Source organism: Glycocaulis sp., from assembly GCF_051859565.1.
GTDB lineage: Bacteria > Pseudomonadota > Alphaproteobacteria > Caulobacterales > Maricaulaceae > Glycocaulis.
In genome coordinates, this window is record NZ_JBHYFK010000001.1 from 330,403 (window position 1) to 345,222 (window position 14,820).

Sequence of the window (14,820 nt, forward strand, 5' to 3'; positions counted from 1 at the left end):
TTGAAACCTGTTATCGGATATATCGGCGCTCCGGACGGTGACCGGCTGGTCGGCGCCCTGACCTCACTCGTCATCCGCTTTTCGGGTGGCAAGCCAGTACGCCTGCGCAAACCGCCCGGTACGCGAGAGCGCCATATTGACGGGCTGATCCTGCTGGGCGGTCTGGACATACATCCCAGCCGTTACAACGCTGAGATCGAGGTCGAAAGCCAGTTCGACCTGCAGCGGGACGAGCTCGAGCTGGCGTGGCTGGATGTTGCGTTTGAGAGGTCCATACCCGTGATGGGCATTTGCCGCGGGCTGCAAATGCTCAATGTGAAGGCGGGCGGCGACCTTCATCAACGCCTCGACCCTGAGGTAACGAAAAACTGGCCGAGCGGCCCGGTCGGCTATGCGCTGTTCCGCAAGCCGGTCGAGGTGTTACCTGAAACCTTCCTGGCCCGCGTGTTTGGTCCAGGGTCGCTGCGGGTGAACAGCCTGCACCGGCGAGCCGTACGTAATGTGGCGCCGGGCTTCAGGGCGGCCGCCTGCGGAGAAGGGGGCGGCGTGCAGGCCATCGAAGCGCACGGGGACGTGCTGCGCTTCGGTGTTCAGTTTCATCCCGAGCTTTTGCCCCATCGCAAGGATATGCGCCGTCTGTTCCGGCGGTTTGTGGATGCCTGCAGGCCCTCGAACCAGACAGATAATTGAAACCTGATGGCGGCAGGCGCGTTTACCTCCACATTGGAGGTATAGCGCGATGCACATGGCTATCGGATCGACAATCGCCGCAGCGCTGACAGGTCTTGCCGCCAGCACAGCGGTGATGCTCGCTGACCCGCAAACCGGGCGCAGCGGCGTCCTGGCTGCGTCTGCAGCGCCTGCAGATGCGCTCGAGGGCATGCGCGTCCAGCTTGCCGAAGGGCGCGCCTATATCGATCAGGTGCATTATGGCGAGGCAGGTTCGCCTGTCGCATTTACCGTGCGCGTTGGCGCCGGTTCGCGCACCGCAGCGCGGTTCGTACCTACACTCCCTGCCCGTGTCGATGCAGCCGACATCCATATCGATCCCGAACGCGGCATCGCTCTTGCCGCCTACAGTGAGGGCGCCCTGCTGGCACAGCAGATGTCATCAAGCGTGGAGATTGCCGATAGCGACCAGGCGGCGCTTGCTGGCGCTCCGGTCATCACCGACCGGGGCCATCGGTTCGGAGAGGTGGAAAGTCTCGCGGCAGAGCCGGGCGCCGGGCTGGTGCTGATGGTTCGCCTTGGTGGCGCTGGCGGCGGTATGCAGCCTGTCCCGTCCTCGTGCGCTGCTTTTGTCCGAGAGACAGGGCTGGTCATCGTGCGCACCTGCAATCTCGGCACCATCTGAGTAAGGGCTAGTCGTCCCAACTCTTGCTTATGGGGAAGTCCACGGCAGCCTCATAGCCGCCCAGCTCGCTGACACGGGTTTCAAATTGGCCGCCCAACTGCTGGGCAAAAGCGTGCATCAGGGATGAACCCGTGCCGGCACTGGCCGAAGGATTAACGCCGGTGCCGTCATCGCCAATCGAAATCAGGCACTGATCGTCTTCTCCGCACGTCAGGCGCACCAGGATGCGCCCCGAATCCCGGCCCGAGAAAGCGTGTTTGAAGGCATTGGTGACCGCTTCGGTCACGAACAGGGCCAAGGGTGCTGCCTGGTCGGGGCTCAATGCCAGCTCCTCGCAATCCACATCCACCCTGATCTTGCTGTCATGTCCGCCCAGAACGTCGCCGAGATTGCGGATCAGATCATTCAGGAACGGGGCAACCTCAATGAATCGCAGGTCATCGGTCTCGTAGAGACTGCGGTGAACCAGGGCGAGCGCATTGATTCGCCGGCGTGCATCCATCAGTGCCTCTGCCGCTGCCGGATCGCTTATCCGGCCAGATTGCAGGTTCAGAAGGCTGACAATGACCTGGAGGTTATTCTTGACCCGGTGATGAATTTCCCGGAGCAGGCCCGAGCGCTGGTCAACGGCGTCTGCAAGCTCCGTACGTTGCTCGTCCAGCGAGGCTGCCATCTGTTCCATCACTGCTGCAAGCCGCGCCACCTCCCGCGGGGCCTTGCGCGCACGCTGCGGCACCAGATCCAGACGCCCTGCAGCGTATAGCTGTGCGATACGCTGCAGATAGGTCAGCCAGCGCAGGATGAAGTAGTCCACCGCCACCCAGACACACACCAGCACCAGCAAGGTCATGAGGGCCGGTATCGCGAACGTGCTGATGACGCTGATCCCGCTCCAGTTCTCAAACACGCGCGCCGGTGCCGCGATAGCGACGCCGAGCCGTTCGGGGATCAGCGAGGCAACGATCACTTCATAACCGGACCGCACGCCTGTGCCTTGCGCGCGGATCGCCTCACCGGGCCGGGCCTGTTCCAGAAGTGTGCCGACAGCAACATTCTCGAACAGGTCATCATTGATGCCGCTGCCTTCTAGTTTCAACGCGCCCTGGCGGCTGATCAGCGCGATCTGTGCGTCTGCGCTGAGCCGTTCGCGCCGGACAAGGCGTGCCGCGGCATTCATGTCCGTTGCAACCGCAACTACACCGGCAAACGTGTCTGACTCTGTCCCGTCAATCGCAGGGGCTGCGCGCAGGCGCCGTACGGTCAACACGACCTGGCGCTGGGACATTGCGCCAAAAACGACATCGCTATGGGTCCTGTCCGCGCCGTCACGTAACGCCTGAAACCAGTCCCTCGAGCTGAAATTGCGTTCGTTATTGGCAGGCGGCACGGCAGAGCAGACTAGCCCGCCCTCCGCATCCAGAACGGCGATGTTCGAGACCGTGTCGTCTGCCTGCGTCATGTGCTGGAGTGTCCGTTCGCACGCGGCCGGGTCGTCCATCAGCGCAAAAGACCAGGAGGCAATGGCCCCTGCCTTGCCATCGGCACGCGAAAAGGCTGCCGTGATGGCTTCTGATGCGGTAAGGGCTGCTGCATGCAGGCGGTCAATTTCGCGTTCGCGCTGCTGCTCATACTCCATCAGGCCCTGGACGCTCGACAGGACGAGCAAGGGCATGAGCGCGAGGACCAGGACAGCCAGCAGCTGTATCCGCAGACCTCTGCGCGATCCGTTTTCCAGTGCTTCCGAGACGCCCCCCAGCAATACCGTCAGGCCCCCGACGTGAGGGATTTGACCTCGGCCATGATCAGATCAGCCGATTCAGAGGGCTTTATGTCGTCGCCTGCAGAGCGCTGCTTGGGTCCAGATTCCAGTATAGCGGCCAATGCAGCGCGCGCCCGGCTGACCCGGCTTTTCACGGTTCCGACCGCGCAGCCGCAGATATTGGCAGCTTCTTCGTAGGAAAAGCCGCCCGCTCCGACCAGGATGATCGCCTCGCGCTGGTCGTCGGGAAGCTCGAGCAGGGCGCGGCGCGTTTCGTCCAGCTCCATTACGCCGTTCATTGACGAGGGGCCTGTCAGCGTGCGGTCCGCCTGTTCCTGGTCCCAGGCCACCTGGCGCCAGCTCCTCCTGCAATTCGAGTAAAACTGGTTACGAACAATCGTGAATATCCATGCCCGGAAGTTTGATCCTGCGCGAAAGCGCTTGCGCGCATTCCAGGCTTTCATCAGCGCATCCTGGGTCAGATCGTCTGCCGCGCTGTCATCGCCTGTCAGCGACCGCGCAAAAGCGCGCATATAGGGAATGGCTTCAGCCATTTCCCGCTTGAATTCAGCGACGGGCAAGGGTTCGGCAGGCGCGTCTGCGGCCGTATCGCTATCAGGGCTAACCATGTGTCAGCCCTCATTCCCGTTGGAGCCGTTCTTCACCGAGCCGCTCTGCTCGTCCAGCTCGTCCAGCGCCGCCAGCATCTGCTCGAAATCGTCCGGCACGCCTTGACGCACGACATCGTCGTATACGGCCTGGAGGCGCGCACCTATGACACGCTGACGGCTCTTGACCGCCTGCGCATCCGGTTTGTCATCAGACTTGTTCATTGCACTCATACTTGCTCTTTGCGGTTATGCTTGATTCCGGCTGCACGGCAGTACCGCATAGCGCCTGAAGCATCTTGTTGTATCGTCCCCATCGAGGCACACAACGCGCCTGCATGAAAGGGGTTCCGTTGATCAGCTGCAATTGTCAGCTGCGATGGAACGGGTATCGGCCGCGCGCGTTATCAGCACAGGTTCCGTCCGGAGGAGACTGATGAGTTTTTCGAATGCTATTCGCCCGCATCTGCCATATTTGCGGCGCTATGCCCGTATTCTGACCGGGTCCCAGACAAGCGGGGATGCTTACGTACGCGCTTGCCTGGAGGCTGTTCTGGCCAATCCGCAGGGTTTTGACCGGGAGCAAAGTCCGAAGATCGCGCTCTATCAGCTTTTCCACGCCACCTGGGATAGCTCGGGAGGCTCGGAGTTCACGTCGACGCTGGACAGGCGCCTGTCTGAGATAACCCCCCTTCATCGTCAGGTGATGCTGCTCACCTCGGTCGAGGGGTTCAGCGTTGAAGATGCCGCCACCATCATGCGCATTAGCAAGGAGCAGGCGGAGGGCGCTCTGGTAAGCGCGCAGAAAGAGCTGGAGCAGGGGCTTGCAACCTCGGTACTCATTATTGAGGACGAGCCGATTATCGCCCTCGATCTTGCCACCGTGGTCGAGCGCCTGGGTCACCGCGTCTGTGATACCGCCCGCACACGCAGCGAGGCCGTGCAAAAGGCGCAGCAGCATCGCCCCGGCCTGGTGCTCGCCGACATTCAGCTGGCCGATAATTCTTCAGGCATTGATGCGGTACGTGACATACTCGCCGCTCAGGACGTACCCGTGATCTTCATCACCGCGTATCCTGAGCGTCTGCTCACCGGCGAGCGCCCGGAGCCGACCTATCTCATTACCAAGCCGTTTATGCCGGAAACCGTCGCCGCGACGATCAGCCAGGCGCTGTTTTTTGCGGCGGAACCCGCTGAAGCCTCTTGAGCTGGAAGGGATAAGACCATGTTTGGCTGGGCCCTACTGTTCCTGATAATCGCCATTGTGTGCGCGGTATTGGGCTTCATGACACTTGCCGGAGCGGCCGCGACGATCGCTCAGGTGCTGTTTGTTATCGCGTTGGCGCTTGCTGTCTTGTCAGCGGTCATACAGGCATTTCGTGGACGCCCGCCTGTATAAATTCTAAAAATTAAGACTATTCCAAGCCAGATCATAACATAGGTTGTGATCTGGCTTTTTTATGGATTATTCCGGAACGGAGGCAGGGAATTCAGCGTTTGTCTACCTGGGAGCTTTCGGCTCCTTTTTATATGGAGGTGGACATGAAAATGTTTCTGAAAGCATGCACGATTATTGCCACGGGCGGCCTTCTGTCGCCGATAGCCTTTGCAGACAATCCCCCTGCGGGGAACCCGGACCGCACGCAGGAAGCGCGTGAATGGGCTGAAGACCGCGCTGACCGTGCCGGAAATTGGGCATCTGAAACTGGCGATGCACTGAGCAACGCCATCCTTCCCGACCGTACGCGCCTGACGGCGCGGACCCTGACCTCTACCGACCTTCAATATGAAGGTGGCTCGGCGCCGATCCGTGACCTCCGCATGAGCACGGATGGCGAGATCGAGGCTATCGTGGTCGCCCATGGCGGTTTCCTGGGTGTGTTCGGTGACGAGGTTGAAGTTGATGCCGTGTCGGCGTCGGTTCGCCATGATCTGGACGACGGCGAGATTGTCGTCGAGGCCAATGTCACCGCGGCCCAGATGGAAGCCGTGGCAGAGGGCCAGCGTTCGGCCATGTCGCTCGAACTGGTTGAAGAGCGCTCCGATACGGCACTTTACTATTCTGACCTTTCAGGCGCGGAAGTCCACGGCGCAAACGGTGAAGCCATCGCGGTCATCCGCGATGTGGAACTGAGCGCAGATGGCCGGGCCGAGTACGCCATTGTACGCGATAACGGCTTCTTCAACATGCTGGGTGAAACGGGCCGTGTGGCCTTTTCCACCCTGTCACTTGAGCACAATGGTGACAGCTGGGAAGTACACGCCCGGTCGATCACCGAGGCTGATATCCAGCGTATTACTGCGGCAGATGATGCCCGCTAGATAGAATAGGCCTCCGCACCAGAATGGCCCCTGTGCAGCAATGCGCGGGGGCCTTTTTTATTCCGTGCCGGGCTGCAGGGTGAACAGGCCGCTCAACATGGACTGCTCGGCCCGGTGCAGGGGCAGGTCGAGAATGAATGCGGCCTCGGCCAGCGAGAAACCTTCTACACACACGAGTATCAGCAGGGCTCTTGCCGTAAATGGCAGGCCCCACAGGGCTGCCGCAAACGAGGCAGGGCTTGCCGGGGCCGACGCTGGAAATGACCGCAGATTGGTGTTGGCCACCGGGCTGGCGTACTGCAGCCGGGATGTAAACTGACGGAACAGCTCGCGCTCGGTGCTGGCCAGCTGCGCATCCGGGTCGTTGGCGGGCGTATCTGCCAGGAGCCGGCTGAGCACAAGGCCGGCGGCGGCCAGATCAGCGGTCAGCAGGAATCCGTACCTGTGAAGACGGATGGCGAGGGGGAGTTTGGTAACGGGCATTGGCTGACGGCATTGCCGCCTGCTCCTTTGTTTGACGCCCATTCCCCTTAGCAATCGCGCGCGTGAGGCGCGCTAACATAGATTGTCTGGCTACCTCATGCCTGCCCTGCGCCTGCGAGGTCCAGCGCATGGTCGGGCCGGGCCAGATGCAGATAGCGGGTATCGTAGTCGGCTTCGCGCGCCAGCGCGTCGATGTCGGTGATCCGCAGCCGACCTTGTGCTTCCAGGACAACCAGACCCTCACGCCGCAATTCACTTAACGTGCGCGAGACGTGGACAGGTGTCAGGCCAAGGCAGTCAGCCATCACCTCGCGGGTCAGCGCCACCTCGATAAGCCCGTCGCTGGGACCGCCGCCAAGCGCCTGACGCCGCACTAGTTCGAGCAGCAAATGCGCCAGCCGGACACGCGCGCTACGCCGCCCGATGCGCACGATGTGCTCGCGCAGAATGCCCTCTTCCTGAACCACGCTCCACAAAAGCGAGGTTGCCACTTCCGGATCGCCGTGGAGCAACTCCAGAAACCGCGCAGAATCCACTTCGCACAGCATGACAGCGGTCATCGTCTTGACGGAATGGTCAGCCCGGGTGTCGATCAGGCCTTGAAGATCGCAGATGTCGCCGGGCAGCAGCATGTTCAGTATCTGGCGCCGGCCATTGGCCAGATTGCGGTGACGCATCGCCCAGCCGCTTTCGATCCAGAAAAGCGAGTCCGTTTTCTCCCCCTGCCGCATAAGGCAGTGACCTGGCTCCACCAGACGGTTGCGTTTTCTGCAGGCGAGCAGCGCTTGTGCAGCGCGGTCACTCAGCCTGCCATGATGGCGCAGGCGCAAGATGAGAGGACTTGTCATCAGGGGGTATCTCCGTTGTGACCGCCCGCGCAACGGCCCGGACGACCTGAAGATATACGTCTCAGCGCGAAGCCCGGTTCCGGAGGCCCAATGCAAATGCGCCCGCCGGACCGGCGGGCGCATGGGAACATGCAGTCAAGACAGAATAGGAAAACTACAGGTCTTCCAGTTCCTTCTCCACCTCTTCACGACTCTTTCCGTAGCGCTCCTGTAGCTTGCCGACGAGCTTGTCCTTCTCGCCATCAATCTGTTTCAGGTCGTCATCGGTCAGCTTGCCCCAACGGCTCTTGATGTCGCCGGTCAGCTGCTTCCACTTGCCTTTGATTTCATCGGAATTCATCTGGTTCTCCTTACCATGCCCCGTCGGTAACGCTGCTCACGCCAGGCAGTTCCGCCAAAAAACTGGCAGATGGCAGGGATCGCGTTGGAAAGTGCCGCGTTAGATGGTCTACAGTGAGGAGGGCAGCTGTTTGCGGATTCGCCGCATACGGTTGAACTTCGTCTGTGACATCATATCTGGAAAACTCATCGTGGGGTCCGGCCGATCATCCGGATTTTTCAACAGTATTGATTTCAGGAGGCATTTTGTATGTGCGGTATTGCCGGTGAATTGCGTTTTGACGGAGAGCCTGCCGATATCTCCGCGCTTGGGGTGGTCACCGGCCGGATGACGCCGCGCGGACCGGATGCGGGCGGTCTCTATGTTCAAGGCGCGGCTGCCCTTGGTCACCGGCGTCTCAAGATCATCGATCTTACCGATGCCGCACAGCAGCCCATGGTCGATTCCGAGCTTGGACTGTCGGGCGTGTTCAATGGCTGCATCTATAACCATAAGGAGCTGCGCGCGGAGCTGGAGGCCAAGGGCTACCGCTTCTTTTCAGACGGCGACACCGAAGTGCTGCTCAAGGGCTATCACGCCTGGGGCGAGGATTTCGTCCAGCGTCTTAATGGCATGTTCGCCTTCTCCATTGTCGAGCGCGATTCAGGACGTGTACTGATTGGACGCGATCGTCTGGGCATCAAACCCCTCTATTATAACGAGACAAAAGGCGCGTTCCGCTTTGCATCGAGCCTGCCCGCGCTGCTGGCCTTTGGCGATATCGACACCTCGCTGGACCCCCAGGCGCTCAATTTCTATTTCTCCTTCCATGCTGTTGTCCCGGCGCCGTGGACGATATTGAAGGGCGTGCGCAAGCTGCCCCCGGCAACACTGCTGAGGATCGAGCCTGACGGCACGCGCTCCGAGCGCCGTTTCTGGACATTGCCCTTCGGCCCGCGCGATGACGAAGCCGGTCTGTCGCGCGGCGAGTGGAAAGAGCGTGTCGCCGATGCGATGCGCCTGGCGGTTAAGCGGCGTCTCGTTGCGGATGTGCCGGTCGGCGTATTGTTGTCGGGCGGGCTCGACAGCTCGCTGATTGTCGGCTTGTTGGCCGAGGCCGGGCAGACGGGCCTGAAGACCTTCTCCATCGGCTTTGAGAGCGTAGGTGAAGAAGCCGGCGATGAGTTTCAGTACTCGGACATCATAGCGCAACGCTTCCAGACCGATCATCATCAGATCCGCATTGATACCGCCCGCGCATTGCCCGCGCTGGAACGCGCGATCGGCGCCATGAGCGAGCCAATGACCAGCCATGACTGCGTGGGTTTCTTCCTTCTCAGCGAAGAGGTGTCAAAACACGTAAAGGTCGTTCAGTCCGGTCAGGGTGCTGATGAAATTTTTGCTGGATATCACTGGTATCCGCCCATGCTGGACGCGAACGACGCCGTCGAGACCTACGCCAAGGCCTTCTTTGACCGTGACAGCGCGGAAATGGGCGAGCTGCTGCATGATGGATGGGCCGATGGTGATCTCGCCCGCAAGTTCGTCGCCCAGCACTTCGCGAAAGGCGGGGCGGAGCGGCCGATAGACAAGGCCTTGCGCATCGATACCGAGATCATGCTGATCGACGACCCTGTAAAGCGGGTCGACAACATGACCATGGCGTTTGGGCTGGAGGCGCGCGTGCCTTTCCTTGATTATGAAGTGGTGGAGCTGGCGGCGCGCGTGCCTGCCGAGCTGAAAATCGCAGACGGAGGCAAGGGCATACTGAAGGATGTCGGGCGCGACGTGATCCCGTCCGAGGTCATCGACAGGCCCAAGGGATATTTCCCGGTGCCGGCCCTGAAATATCTGCGCGGCCCGTATCTGGAGCGGGTTCGTGACGCTGTCACATCAGACAGCTTCCGGTCGCGCGGCATTGTGCAGGATGGCTATGTCGACAGGCTTCTGGCTGATCCGGAGGCCCATATCACGCCTTTACGCGGCTCGAAGCTTTACCAGATCGGCTTGCTCGCCATGTGGCTTGAAGCGCATAATGTGTAATCGGGATGTGATCGGAGGCGGCACATGAGCCAGCCACGCAAGTCCGGCAAACGCAACCCGATGGGTCACCGCCTGAAGCGTATGCGCGATCAGTCCATGCGTGCTGCTGTTCCGGGTGCGGACGATGCGGCGCCCCCCTCTCTGCCTGCCAATGTTGTCGTTGATTGTGGCTGGGGGCGGCTGGCCTTTGCCCAGACCTTTGAAACCGCCGACGAGCTGGTGGACGTTCTACGCAGCGAGGAAAGCGCAAAGCGCGACATCGCCTTCTACATCCGTGACCCTCATGTGGTGCTGGCCGCTGCGCCGCAGGAGCTGTTTCTCGATCCGTCGCATACCTACAGGCTTGATCTTGCCACCTACCGCCCACGCCGCACCCCTGTTCGCGGCTATTTTGTCCGGCGGTTATGTTCCGAAGCGGATGCCAAGGCGGTAAACCGGATCTACCGGGCACGCGGCATGGTGCCCGTGGAACCAGAATTTTTCTGGCGCCAGCGCGACAGCCGCACACTGACAGTTCTGGTAGTCGAACACGATGAAACGGGCGAAATTCTGGGGGCCGTCACCGGTGTCGACCACAGCCGGGCCTTCAATGACCCCGCGCACGGCTCCTCGCTCTGGTGCCTGGCGGTGGACCCGCGTGCCAGCCAGCCCGGCATTGGAGAAGCTCTTGTGCGCCGCCTGGCGGAGCTTTTCCAGGCCCGCGGTGCGGCGTTTCTGGATCTCTCCGTGCTTCACGACAATGAATCCGCGATAGCGCTCTACGAGAAGCTTGGTTTCAAGCGCATCCCTGTGTTCACGCTCAAGCGCAAGAACACGATCAATGAAAAGCTTTTCATCGGTCCGTCTCCGGAAGAACAGCTCAACCCTTATGCCCGCATCATTATTGATGAAGCCCGGCGGCGCGGTATCGGCATCGAAGTGCTGGACGCGGAAGGCGGCTTCTTCAGGCTGAGCTGGGGCGGCAGGGCGGTAACCTGCCGGGAATCCTTGTCCGAACTGACGACGGCGGTGGCGATGAGCCGTTGCGATGACAAGGCCGTGACGCGCCGGCTGATGGAAGCGGCCGGGGTTCCGGTTCCGCGCCAGCTCAGCGCAACTGCCAGCGAAGCCGACCGTGCGGCATTTCTTGAGGCGTGCGGCTCGGTGGTGGTCAAGCCCGCGCGGGGGGAGCAGGGGCGCGGCGTCGTGGTCGGCATCGAGACGCTCGCTGATATGGATGCCGCACTGAAGCAGGCCGCGTCGACTGGCCCCCACATTCTGATCGAAGAGTGCGTGCAGGGCGATGATTTGCGCGTGGTGGTGATAAATGACGAGGTGGTCGCGGCTGCGCTGCGCAAGCCGCCTGAAATTCTCGGCGATGGCGAGCGCACCATCCGTCAGCTGATAGAGCGTTTGTCCCGGCGCCGGTCGGCGGCCACGCAAGGAGAGTCCCGCATCCCGCTTGACGAGGAGACGGACCGCTGTGTACGGGCAGGTGGCTACAGCCTGGATGATGTTTTGCCGCGCGGCGAGCAACTGCGTGTGCGCCGGACGGCCAATCTGCACACGGGCGGCACGCTGCACGACGTGACCGCGGAGCTTGGCCCGGCTATTGCGGCCAGTGCCCTGAAGGCGGCGCGCGCCATTGATATACCCGTGGCTGGCATGGACTTTATCGTCACCGATCCGGCAGGCACTCATCATGTCTTCATCGAAGCCAATGAGCGGCCGGGTCTTGCCAATCACGAGCCCCAGCCCACTGCCGAGCGCTTCATCGACCTGCTGTTTCCGCTGTCGGCGAGGCGCCCTGAATGAAGAATAGCGTCATGCCCCTTATCGACGACACCTATATTGCAGGCTTTCTCAAGACCTTACTCGAGACTCCAAGCCCGACCGGCTACACCGATGCGGTGACACGGGTGTGTTGCGCTGAACTGGAGCGCCTGGGTGTCAGCTACGAGATAACGCGCCGCGGCGCGATCCGCGCCCGGCTGCAGGGTGGCCGCCGGCAGCCGGCCCGCGCCCTTATCGCGCATGTCGACACGCTAGGCGCGCAGGTGAAATTCCTCAAAGAGAACGGACGCATGGAGCTGGTGCCGATCGGGCACTGGTCCTCGCGCTTTGCAGAAGGCGCGCGCTGCACGGTCTTTACCGCCGGGCACGGCGCGTTCCGGGGTACGATCCTGCCGCTCAAGGCGTCTGGCCACACCTTCAATGACGAAGTCGACACTCAGCCCGTGGCCTGGTGTCAGGTCGAATTGCGCCCTGACATAGTGGCTGAGAATGCGGAAGATCTGGCTGTTACGGGCTTCAATATCGGAGACTTTGTAGCCATTGATCCGCAGCCGGAGTTTCTCGATAACGGCTTTGTGGTTTCGCGCCATCTAGACGACAAGGCCGGTGTCGCGGCGATGTTTGGCGCCATCAAGGCCCTGGTTGAGGGCGAAGTGCAACTGGCGGTCGATACCTATTTCCTGATTTCAGTGACCGAGGAGGTGGGCCATGGCGCAAGCTCGGTTCTTACGCACGACATTGCCTCCATGGTGACCATCGATAATGGCACCACCGCGCCTGGACAGAATAGCCGGGAGTTTGGTGTCACCATAGCGATGGCCGACCAGACCGGGCCGTTTGACTATCACCTCACCCAGAAACTGTTGCGCCTGTGCCGGGAGGAAGAGATCGACCATCAGCGCGACATTTTCCGGTATTATCGCTCGGATTCGGCGGCGGCGATTGAATCCGGGGCCGATGTACGAACGGCGCTGGTCACGTTCGGCATAGACGCCAGCCACGGTTATGAGCGCATCCACATGCATGCCTTGCACTCAGTGGCGCGCCTGATTCATGCCTATGCCGCATCGCGCGTGGAGATTCGCCGCGACGCCGAACCGCTCACCGATTCGCTCAAAGGCTTTACCGGCCTGCCCATGGACCCGGCCAATGAGGAAAGCTGGGATGGGCGCGATGATGCACCGGAGCGCCCGTCTGAAGGCGGCCAGAACTAACCCGCAGCTGCCAGCCCGACAGGGGCCGGCTCCGGCCAGCTGATGTCCGGCAGGCCGGCGATTTGCGGGCGGGCAAAAAGGAAGCCTTGCATCAGATCAATGCCAAGCGACTGAAGCGCATGAAACTCTTCGACGGTTTCGATACCTTCGGCGACAACTTTCAGATCGAGAAGCCCGGCGGTCGCAACTATCCCTTTAAGGATGGCATTCCGGCCCTTGTCGGCGTGCACATTGCGCACCAGCCCCATATCCAGCTTGATGACGTCAGGGCGGAACTCTGCCAGCAGGCCGAGGCCGGAAAACCCGGCCCCGAAATCATCAATGGCGGTGATGAGATTACGGGCCTGATACTCGCGGATAATGGATTTGACGTGATCCACGTCCTCCATTTTTTCGCCTTCAGTAAATTCCAGCATGATCCGGTTGACCGGGAAGCCGGTCCGGTCTGCGGCGTCCAGTGTGGCGCGGATGCAGGCGGCTGGCACATAGACGGCGTTCGGCAGAAAGTTGATGGACAGGATCGGGCCGTCGGCCTCGTTGAACAGCGCTGCTGCCATCTCGATGGCTTTTACCCGGCAGGACTGGTCGAACGCGTAGCGGTTCTCGGCTGTCACCTGATCAAGGACCCAACCCGCTCCCTGGCCTTCCGGACCCCGAACCAGCGCTTCATAGGCCCACACCCGGTGGGCCCGGATGTCGATGATCGGATGAAACGCCATGGTGAAATCGAAGGGCGCCTTGACGCCGTCGCGGCATGCAGAACAGGGCATAAGGCTGATCCGTAAAGCTGAAATCGTCCTCAACCTTAGCTTCACAATTATAATAAATTCTTACAGTTAACAGGCATCGGCGGGGCCCGCTGCCTGCCAGGCTTAACAGGGCTTGCGTTGCGGCGAAAACTGCTAAGATACCTTCTGCATTGCAGCATAAACTGGATATTGCCCCATGAAATATGATCCCGCCCGCGCCGCCGAGCCCTTTCCCGTCGACAGTCAGGATGTGCAGGGGCTCGCCGATGGTTTGGCCCAGTTGCTGACCGTTGAAGAGCTGGACACCGATCTCTATCGGGGCCCGCGCAATCCCGGTGGCAAGGGCCGCGTGTTTGGCGGACAGGTGGTGGGCCAGGCACTGCGCAGCGCGGCAGCATCGGTCGATCCGGACCGCGTAGCTCACTCGCTGCACGCCTATTTCATGCGCGCGGGCAATGAGGACTACCCCATCATCTTCCGCGTGGAGCGCGATTTTGATGGCGGCAGCTTCTCCACCCGCCGTGTGATCGCCATGCAGAAGGGCCAGCCCATCCTCAACATGGCGGCCTCCTTCCAGCGCCACGAGGAAGGCCTCTCCCATTCGGATGACATGCCGGAGGTTCCGGGTCCGGAAGAACTCAAAAGCGAAGCTGAACTGGCGCTGGAGCAGAAGGATTCCCTGCCGGAAGCCTTCTTCAACATGGTCACCCGCCCGCGCCCGATAGAGCTGCGCCCTGTCGGCCCGTGGTCGCCCGGCAATCCGCCAAAGCTCGATCCCGTGCGCCATATCTGGTTTCGTGTGCGCGGCAATCTGGGCGATGATCCGTTACTGCACCAGGCGGCCCTCGCCTATGCGTCCGATATGGCGCTGCTGGGCACGTCCATGCAGCCGCACGGGGTCAGCTGGGTATCGCCGGGCCTGCAGTCAGCGAGCCTTGACCATGCTGTCTGGTTCCATGGGCGTGTACGCATGGATGAATGGCTGCTCTACACCACGGACAGCCCGTGGGCGGGCGGCGGACGTGGCTTTAACCGGGGTCGGCTCTTCACCCGCGATGGCAGGCTGGTCGCTTCTACCGCACAGGAAGGCCTGATCCGGGTACGCAAGAAGTAGGGCTGGGAAGATCCTCGCACATTGTCATCCTCCGGCCGCGAAGCGGTCCGGGGGACCCATGCCTCTTTTAGTTCCGCAACGCATCCGCGGTGCGATGTTCCGCGAAAAGTCGCGGGCAGCCGGTCGGCCTTGCGACCCCTGCCGGGGCCGGACTGGCTCCCCGGCGCGCACCGCCGCAAGCGCGAACGCGCGCCCGAGCTAATGCGAGGAGCGACGCACGGATGTGCGGAGCAT

16 protein-coding genes are annotated in these 14,820 nt (G+C 61.5%); 9 read left to right on the forward strand and 7 right to left on the reverse strand.

Annotation, left to right across the window (positions count from 1 at the left end):
• Positions 1 to 690 carry a gamma-glutamyl-gamma-aminobutyrate hydrolase family protein gene (locus ACTIGC_RS01575; RefSeq protein ID WP_439632737.1) on the forward strand — a complete coding sequence of 230 codons (690 nt, stop codon included), beginning with the start codon at positions 1 to 3 and terminating at the stop codon, positions 688 to 690.
• 55 nt (positions 691 to 745) lie between these two features.
• Positions 746 to 1,354, forward strand: a complete 609-nt coding sequence (locus ACTIGC_RS01580) for a hypothetical protein (protein ID WP_439632738.1) — start codon at positions 746 to 748, stop codon at positions 1,352 to 1,354.
• Between the two features lie 7 nt (positions 1,355 to 1,361).
• Here the strand turns inward: ACTIGC_RS01580 and ACTIGC_RS01585 are convergent, their stop codons facing one another.
• The 3 genes from ACTIGC_RS01585 to ACTIGC_RS01595 all read right to left on the reverse strand — a co-directional run bounded on the left by ACTIGC_RS01585 (position 1,362) and on the right by ACTIGC_RS01595 (position 3,955).
• Positions 1,362 to 3,026, reverse strand: a complete 1,665-nt coding sequence (locus ACTIGC_RS01585) for a sensor histidine kinase (protein ID WP_439632739.1) — start codon at positions 3,024 to 3,026, stop codon at positions 1,362 to 1,364.
• Between the two features lie 92 nt (positions 3,027 to 3,118).
• Positions 3,119 to 3,742, reverse strand: coding sequence for a sigma-70 family RNA polymerase sigma factor (locus ACTIGC_RS01590; RefSeq protein WP_439632740.1), 624 nt, complete (start codon positions 3,740 to 3,742; stop codon positions 3,119 to 3,121).
• Between the two features lie 3 nt (positions 3,743 to 3,745).
• The gene (locus tag ACTIGC_RS01595) at positions 3,746 to 3,955 is read right to left on the reverse strand and encodes a NepR family anti-sigma factor (RefSeq protein ID WP_439632741.1); all 210 of its coding nucleotides are present in this window, start codon (positions 3,953 to 3,955) and stop codon (positions 3,746 to 3,748) included.
• Positions 3,956 to 4,157: 202 nt separating this feature from the next.
• Between ACTIGC_RS01595 and ACTIGC_RS01600 the strand changes: the two genes are divergently transcribed.
• The 3 genes from ACTIGC_RS01600 (at position 4,158) to ACTIGC_RS01610 (ending at position 6,043) form a co-directional block, all read left to right on the forward strand.
• On the forward strand, positions 4,158 to 4,928 hold the full coding sequence (locus tag ACTIGC_RS01600) for a response regulator (RefSeq protein ID WP_439632742.1): 771 nt from the start codon (positions 4,158 to 4,160) through the stop codon (positions 4,926 to 4,928).
• An 18-nt stretch (positions 4,929 to 4,946) separates the two neighbouring features.
• The gene (locus ACTIGC_RS01605; RefSeq protein ID WP_439632743.1) at positions 4,947 to 5,120 is read left to right on the forward strand and encodes a DUF1328 domain-containing protein; all 174 of its coding nucleotides are present in this window, start codon (positions 4,947 to 4,949) and stop codon (positions 5,118 to 5,120) included.
• A 143-nt stretch (positions 5,121 to 5,263) separates the two neighbouring features.
• Positions 5,264 to 6,043 carry a PRC-barrel domain-containing protein gene (locus ACTIGC_RS01610; RefSeq protein WP_439632744.1) on the forward strand — a complete coding sequence of 260 codons (780 nt, stop codon included), beginning with the start codon at positions 5,264 to 5,266 and terminating at the stop codon, positions 6,041 to 6,043.
• Between the two features lie 57 nt (positions 6,044 to 6,100).
• On the opposite strand, the gene ACTIGC_RS01615 is transcribed toward ACTIGC_RS01610, so the two are convergent.
• The 3 genes from ACTIGC_RS01615 to ACTIGC_RS01625 form a co-directional block, all read right to left on the reverse strand.
• The gene (locus tag ACTIGC_RS01615; protein WP_439632745.1) at positions 6,101 to 6,526 is read right to left on the reverse strand and encodes a hypothetical protein; all 426 of its coding nucleotides are present in this window, start codon (positions 6,524 to 6,526) and stop codon (positions 6,101 to 6,103) included.
• A gap of 95 nt (positions 6,527 to 6,621) precedes the next feature.
• Positions 6,622 to 7,374 (reverse strand): Crp/Fnr family transcriptional regulator, encoded by a 753-nt coding sequence (locus tag ACTIGC_RS01620; protein WP_439632746.1) that lies wholly within the window; start codon positions 7,372 to 7,374, stop codon positions 6,622 to 6,624.
• 154 nt (positions 7,375 to 7,528) lie between these two features.
• Positions 7,529 to 7,714: a CsbD family protein gene (locus ACTIGC_RS01625; protein WP_439632747.1), complete on the reverse strand. Its 186-nt coding sequence runs from the start codon at positions 7,712 to 7,714 to the stop codon at positions 7,529 to 7,531.
• A gap of 249 nt (positions 7,715 to 7,963) precedes the next feature.
• On the opposite strand from ACTIGC_RS01625, the gene ACTIGC_RS01630 reads away from it, so the two are divergent.
• From ACTIGC_RS01630 to ACTIGC_RS01640, 3 genes are read left to right on the forward strand one after another with little or no spacing between them, the layout of a single operon-like run.
• The gene (locus ACTIGC_RS01630; RefSeq protein ID WP_439632748.1) at positions 7,964 to 9,736 is read left to right on the forward strand and encodes an N-acetylglutaminylglutamine amidotransferase; all 1,773 of its coding nucleotides are present in this window, start codon (positions 7,964 to 7,966) and stop codon (positions 9,734 to 9,736) included.
• Between the two features lie 24 nt (positions 9,737 to 9,760).
• Entirely contained in the window at positions 9,761 to 11,530 is a 1,770-nt protein-coding gene (gene ngg, locus ACTIGC_RS01635) for an N-acetylglutaminylglutamine synthetase (protein WP_439632749.1), read from the forward strand.
• Positions 11,527 to 12,723 (forward strand): osmoprotectant NAGGN system M42 family peptidase, encoded by a 1,197-nt coding sequence (locus tag ACTIGC_RS01640; RefSeq protein ID WP_439632750.1) that lies wholly within the window; start codon positions 11,527 to 11,529, stop codon positions 12,721 to 12,723. The genes ngg and ACTIGC_RS01640 overlap by 4 nt, the downstream gene beginning before the upstream one ends.
• Here the strand turns inward: ACTIGC_RS01640 and ACTIGC_RS01645 are convergent.
• Positions 12,720 to 13,493 carry an EAL domain-containing protein gene (locus ACTIGC_RS01645; RefSeq protein WP_439632751.1) on the reverse strand — a complete coding sequence of 258 codons (774 nt, stop codon included), beginning with the start codon at positions 13,491 to 13,493 and terminating at the stop codon, positions 12,720 to 12,722. The two genes, ACTIGC_RS01640 and ACTIGC_RS01645, sit on opposite strands and share 4 nt — an antisense overlap.
• 175 nt (positions 13,494 to 13,668) lie before the next feature.
• Here ACTIGC_RS01645 and ACTIGC_RS01650 point away from each other — a divergent pair, with 175 nt between their 5' ends.
• The gene (locus ACTIGC_RS01650) at positions 13,669 to 14,586 is read left to right on the forward strand and encodes an acyl-CoA thioesterase (RefSeq protein ID WP_439632752.1); all 918 of its coding nucleotides are present in this window, start codon (positions 13,669 to 13,671) and stop codon (positions 14,584 to 14,586) included.
• Positions 14,587 to 14,820 lie beyond the last annotated feature (234 nt).

What these genes read in the sequence shown, in the direction of transcription:
- ACTIGC_RS01580 (WP_439632738.1), top strand. Translation starts at nt 746, where the DNA reads ATGGCTATCGGATCGACAATCGCCGCAGCGCTGACAGGTCTTGCCGCC.
- ACTIGC_RS01585 (WP_439632739.1), bottom strand. Translation starts at nt 3,026, where the DNA reads ATGCCCTTGCTCGTCCTGTCGAGCGTCCAGGGCCTGATGGAGTATGAG.
- ACTIGC_RS01590 (WP_439632740.1), bottom strand. Translation starts at nt 3,742, where the DNA reads ATGGTTAGCCCTGATAGCGATACGGCCGCAGACGCGCCTGCCGAACCC.
- ACTIGC_RS01595 (WP_439632741.1), bottom strand. Translation starts at nt 3,955, where the DNA reads ATGAGTGCAATGAACAAGTCTGATGACAAACCGGATGCGCAGGCGGTC.
- ACTIGC_RS01600 (WP_439632742.1), top strand. Translation starts at nt 4,158, where the DNA reads ATGAGTTTTTCGAATGCTATTCGCCCGCATCTGCCATATTTGCGGCGC.
- ACTIGC_RS01605 (WP_439632743.1), top strand. Translation starts at nt 4,947, where the DNA reads ATGTTTGGCTGGGCCCTACTGTTCCTGATAATCGCCATTGTGTGCGCG.
- ACTIGC_RS01610 (WP_439632744.1), top strand. Translation starts at nt 5,264, where the DNA reads ATGAAAATGTTTCTGAAAGCATGCACGATTATTGCCACGGGCGGCCTT.
- ACTIGC_RS01615 (WP_439632745.1), bottom strand. Translation starts at nt 6,526, where the DNA reads ATGCCCGTTACCAAACTCCCCCTCGCCATCCGTCTTCACAGGTACGGA.
- ACTIGC_RS01620 (WP_439632746.1), bottom strand. Translation starts at nt 7,374, where the DNA reads ATGACAAGTCCTCTCATCTTGCGCCTGCGCCATCATGGCAGGCTGAGT.
- ACTIGC_RS01625 (WP_439632747.1), bottom strand. Translation starts at nt 7,714, where the DNA reads ATGAATTCCGATGAAATCAAAGGCAAGTGGAAGCAGCTGACCGGCGAC.
- ACTIGC_RS01630 (WP_439632748.1), top strand. Translation starts at nt 7,964, where the DNA reads ATGTGCGGTATTGCCGGTGAATTGCGTTTTGACGGAGAGCCTGCCGAT.
- ngg (WP_439632749.1), top strand. Translation starts at nt 9,761, where the DNA reads ATGAGCCAGCCACGCAAGTCCGGCAAACGCAACCCGATGGGTCACCGC.
- ACTIGC_RS01640 (WP_439632750.1), top strand. Translation starts at nt 11,527, where the DNA reads ATGAAGAATAGCGTCATGCCCCTTATCGACGACACCTATATTGCAGGC.
- ACTIGC_RS01645 (WP_439632751.1), bottom strand. Translation starts at nt 13,493, where the DNA reads ATGCCCTGTTCTGCATGCCGCGACGGCGTCAAGGCGCCCTTCGATTTC.
- ACTIGC_RS01650 (WP_439632752.1), top strand. Translation starts at nt 13,669, where the DNA reads ATGAAATATGATCCCGCCCGCGCCGCCGAGCCCTTTCCCGTCGACAGT.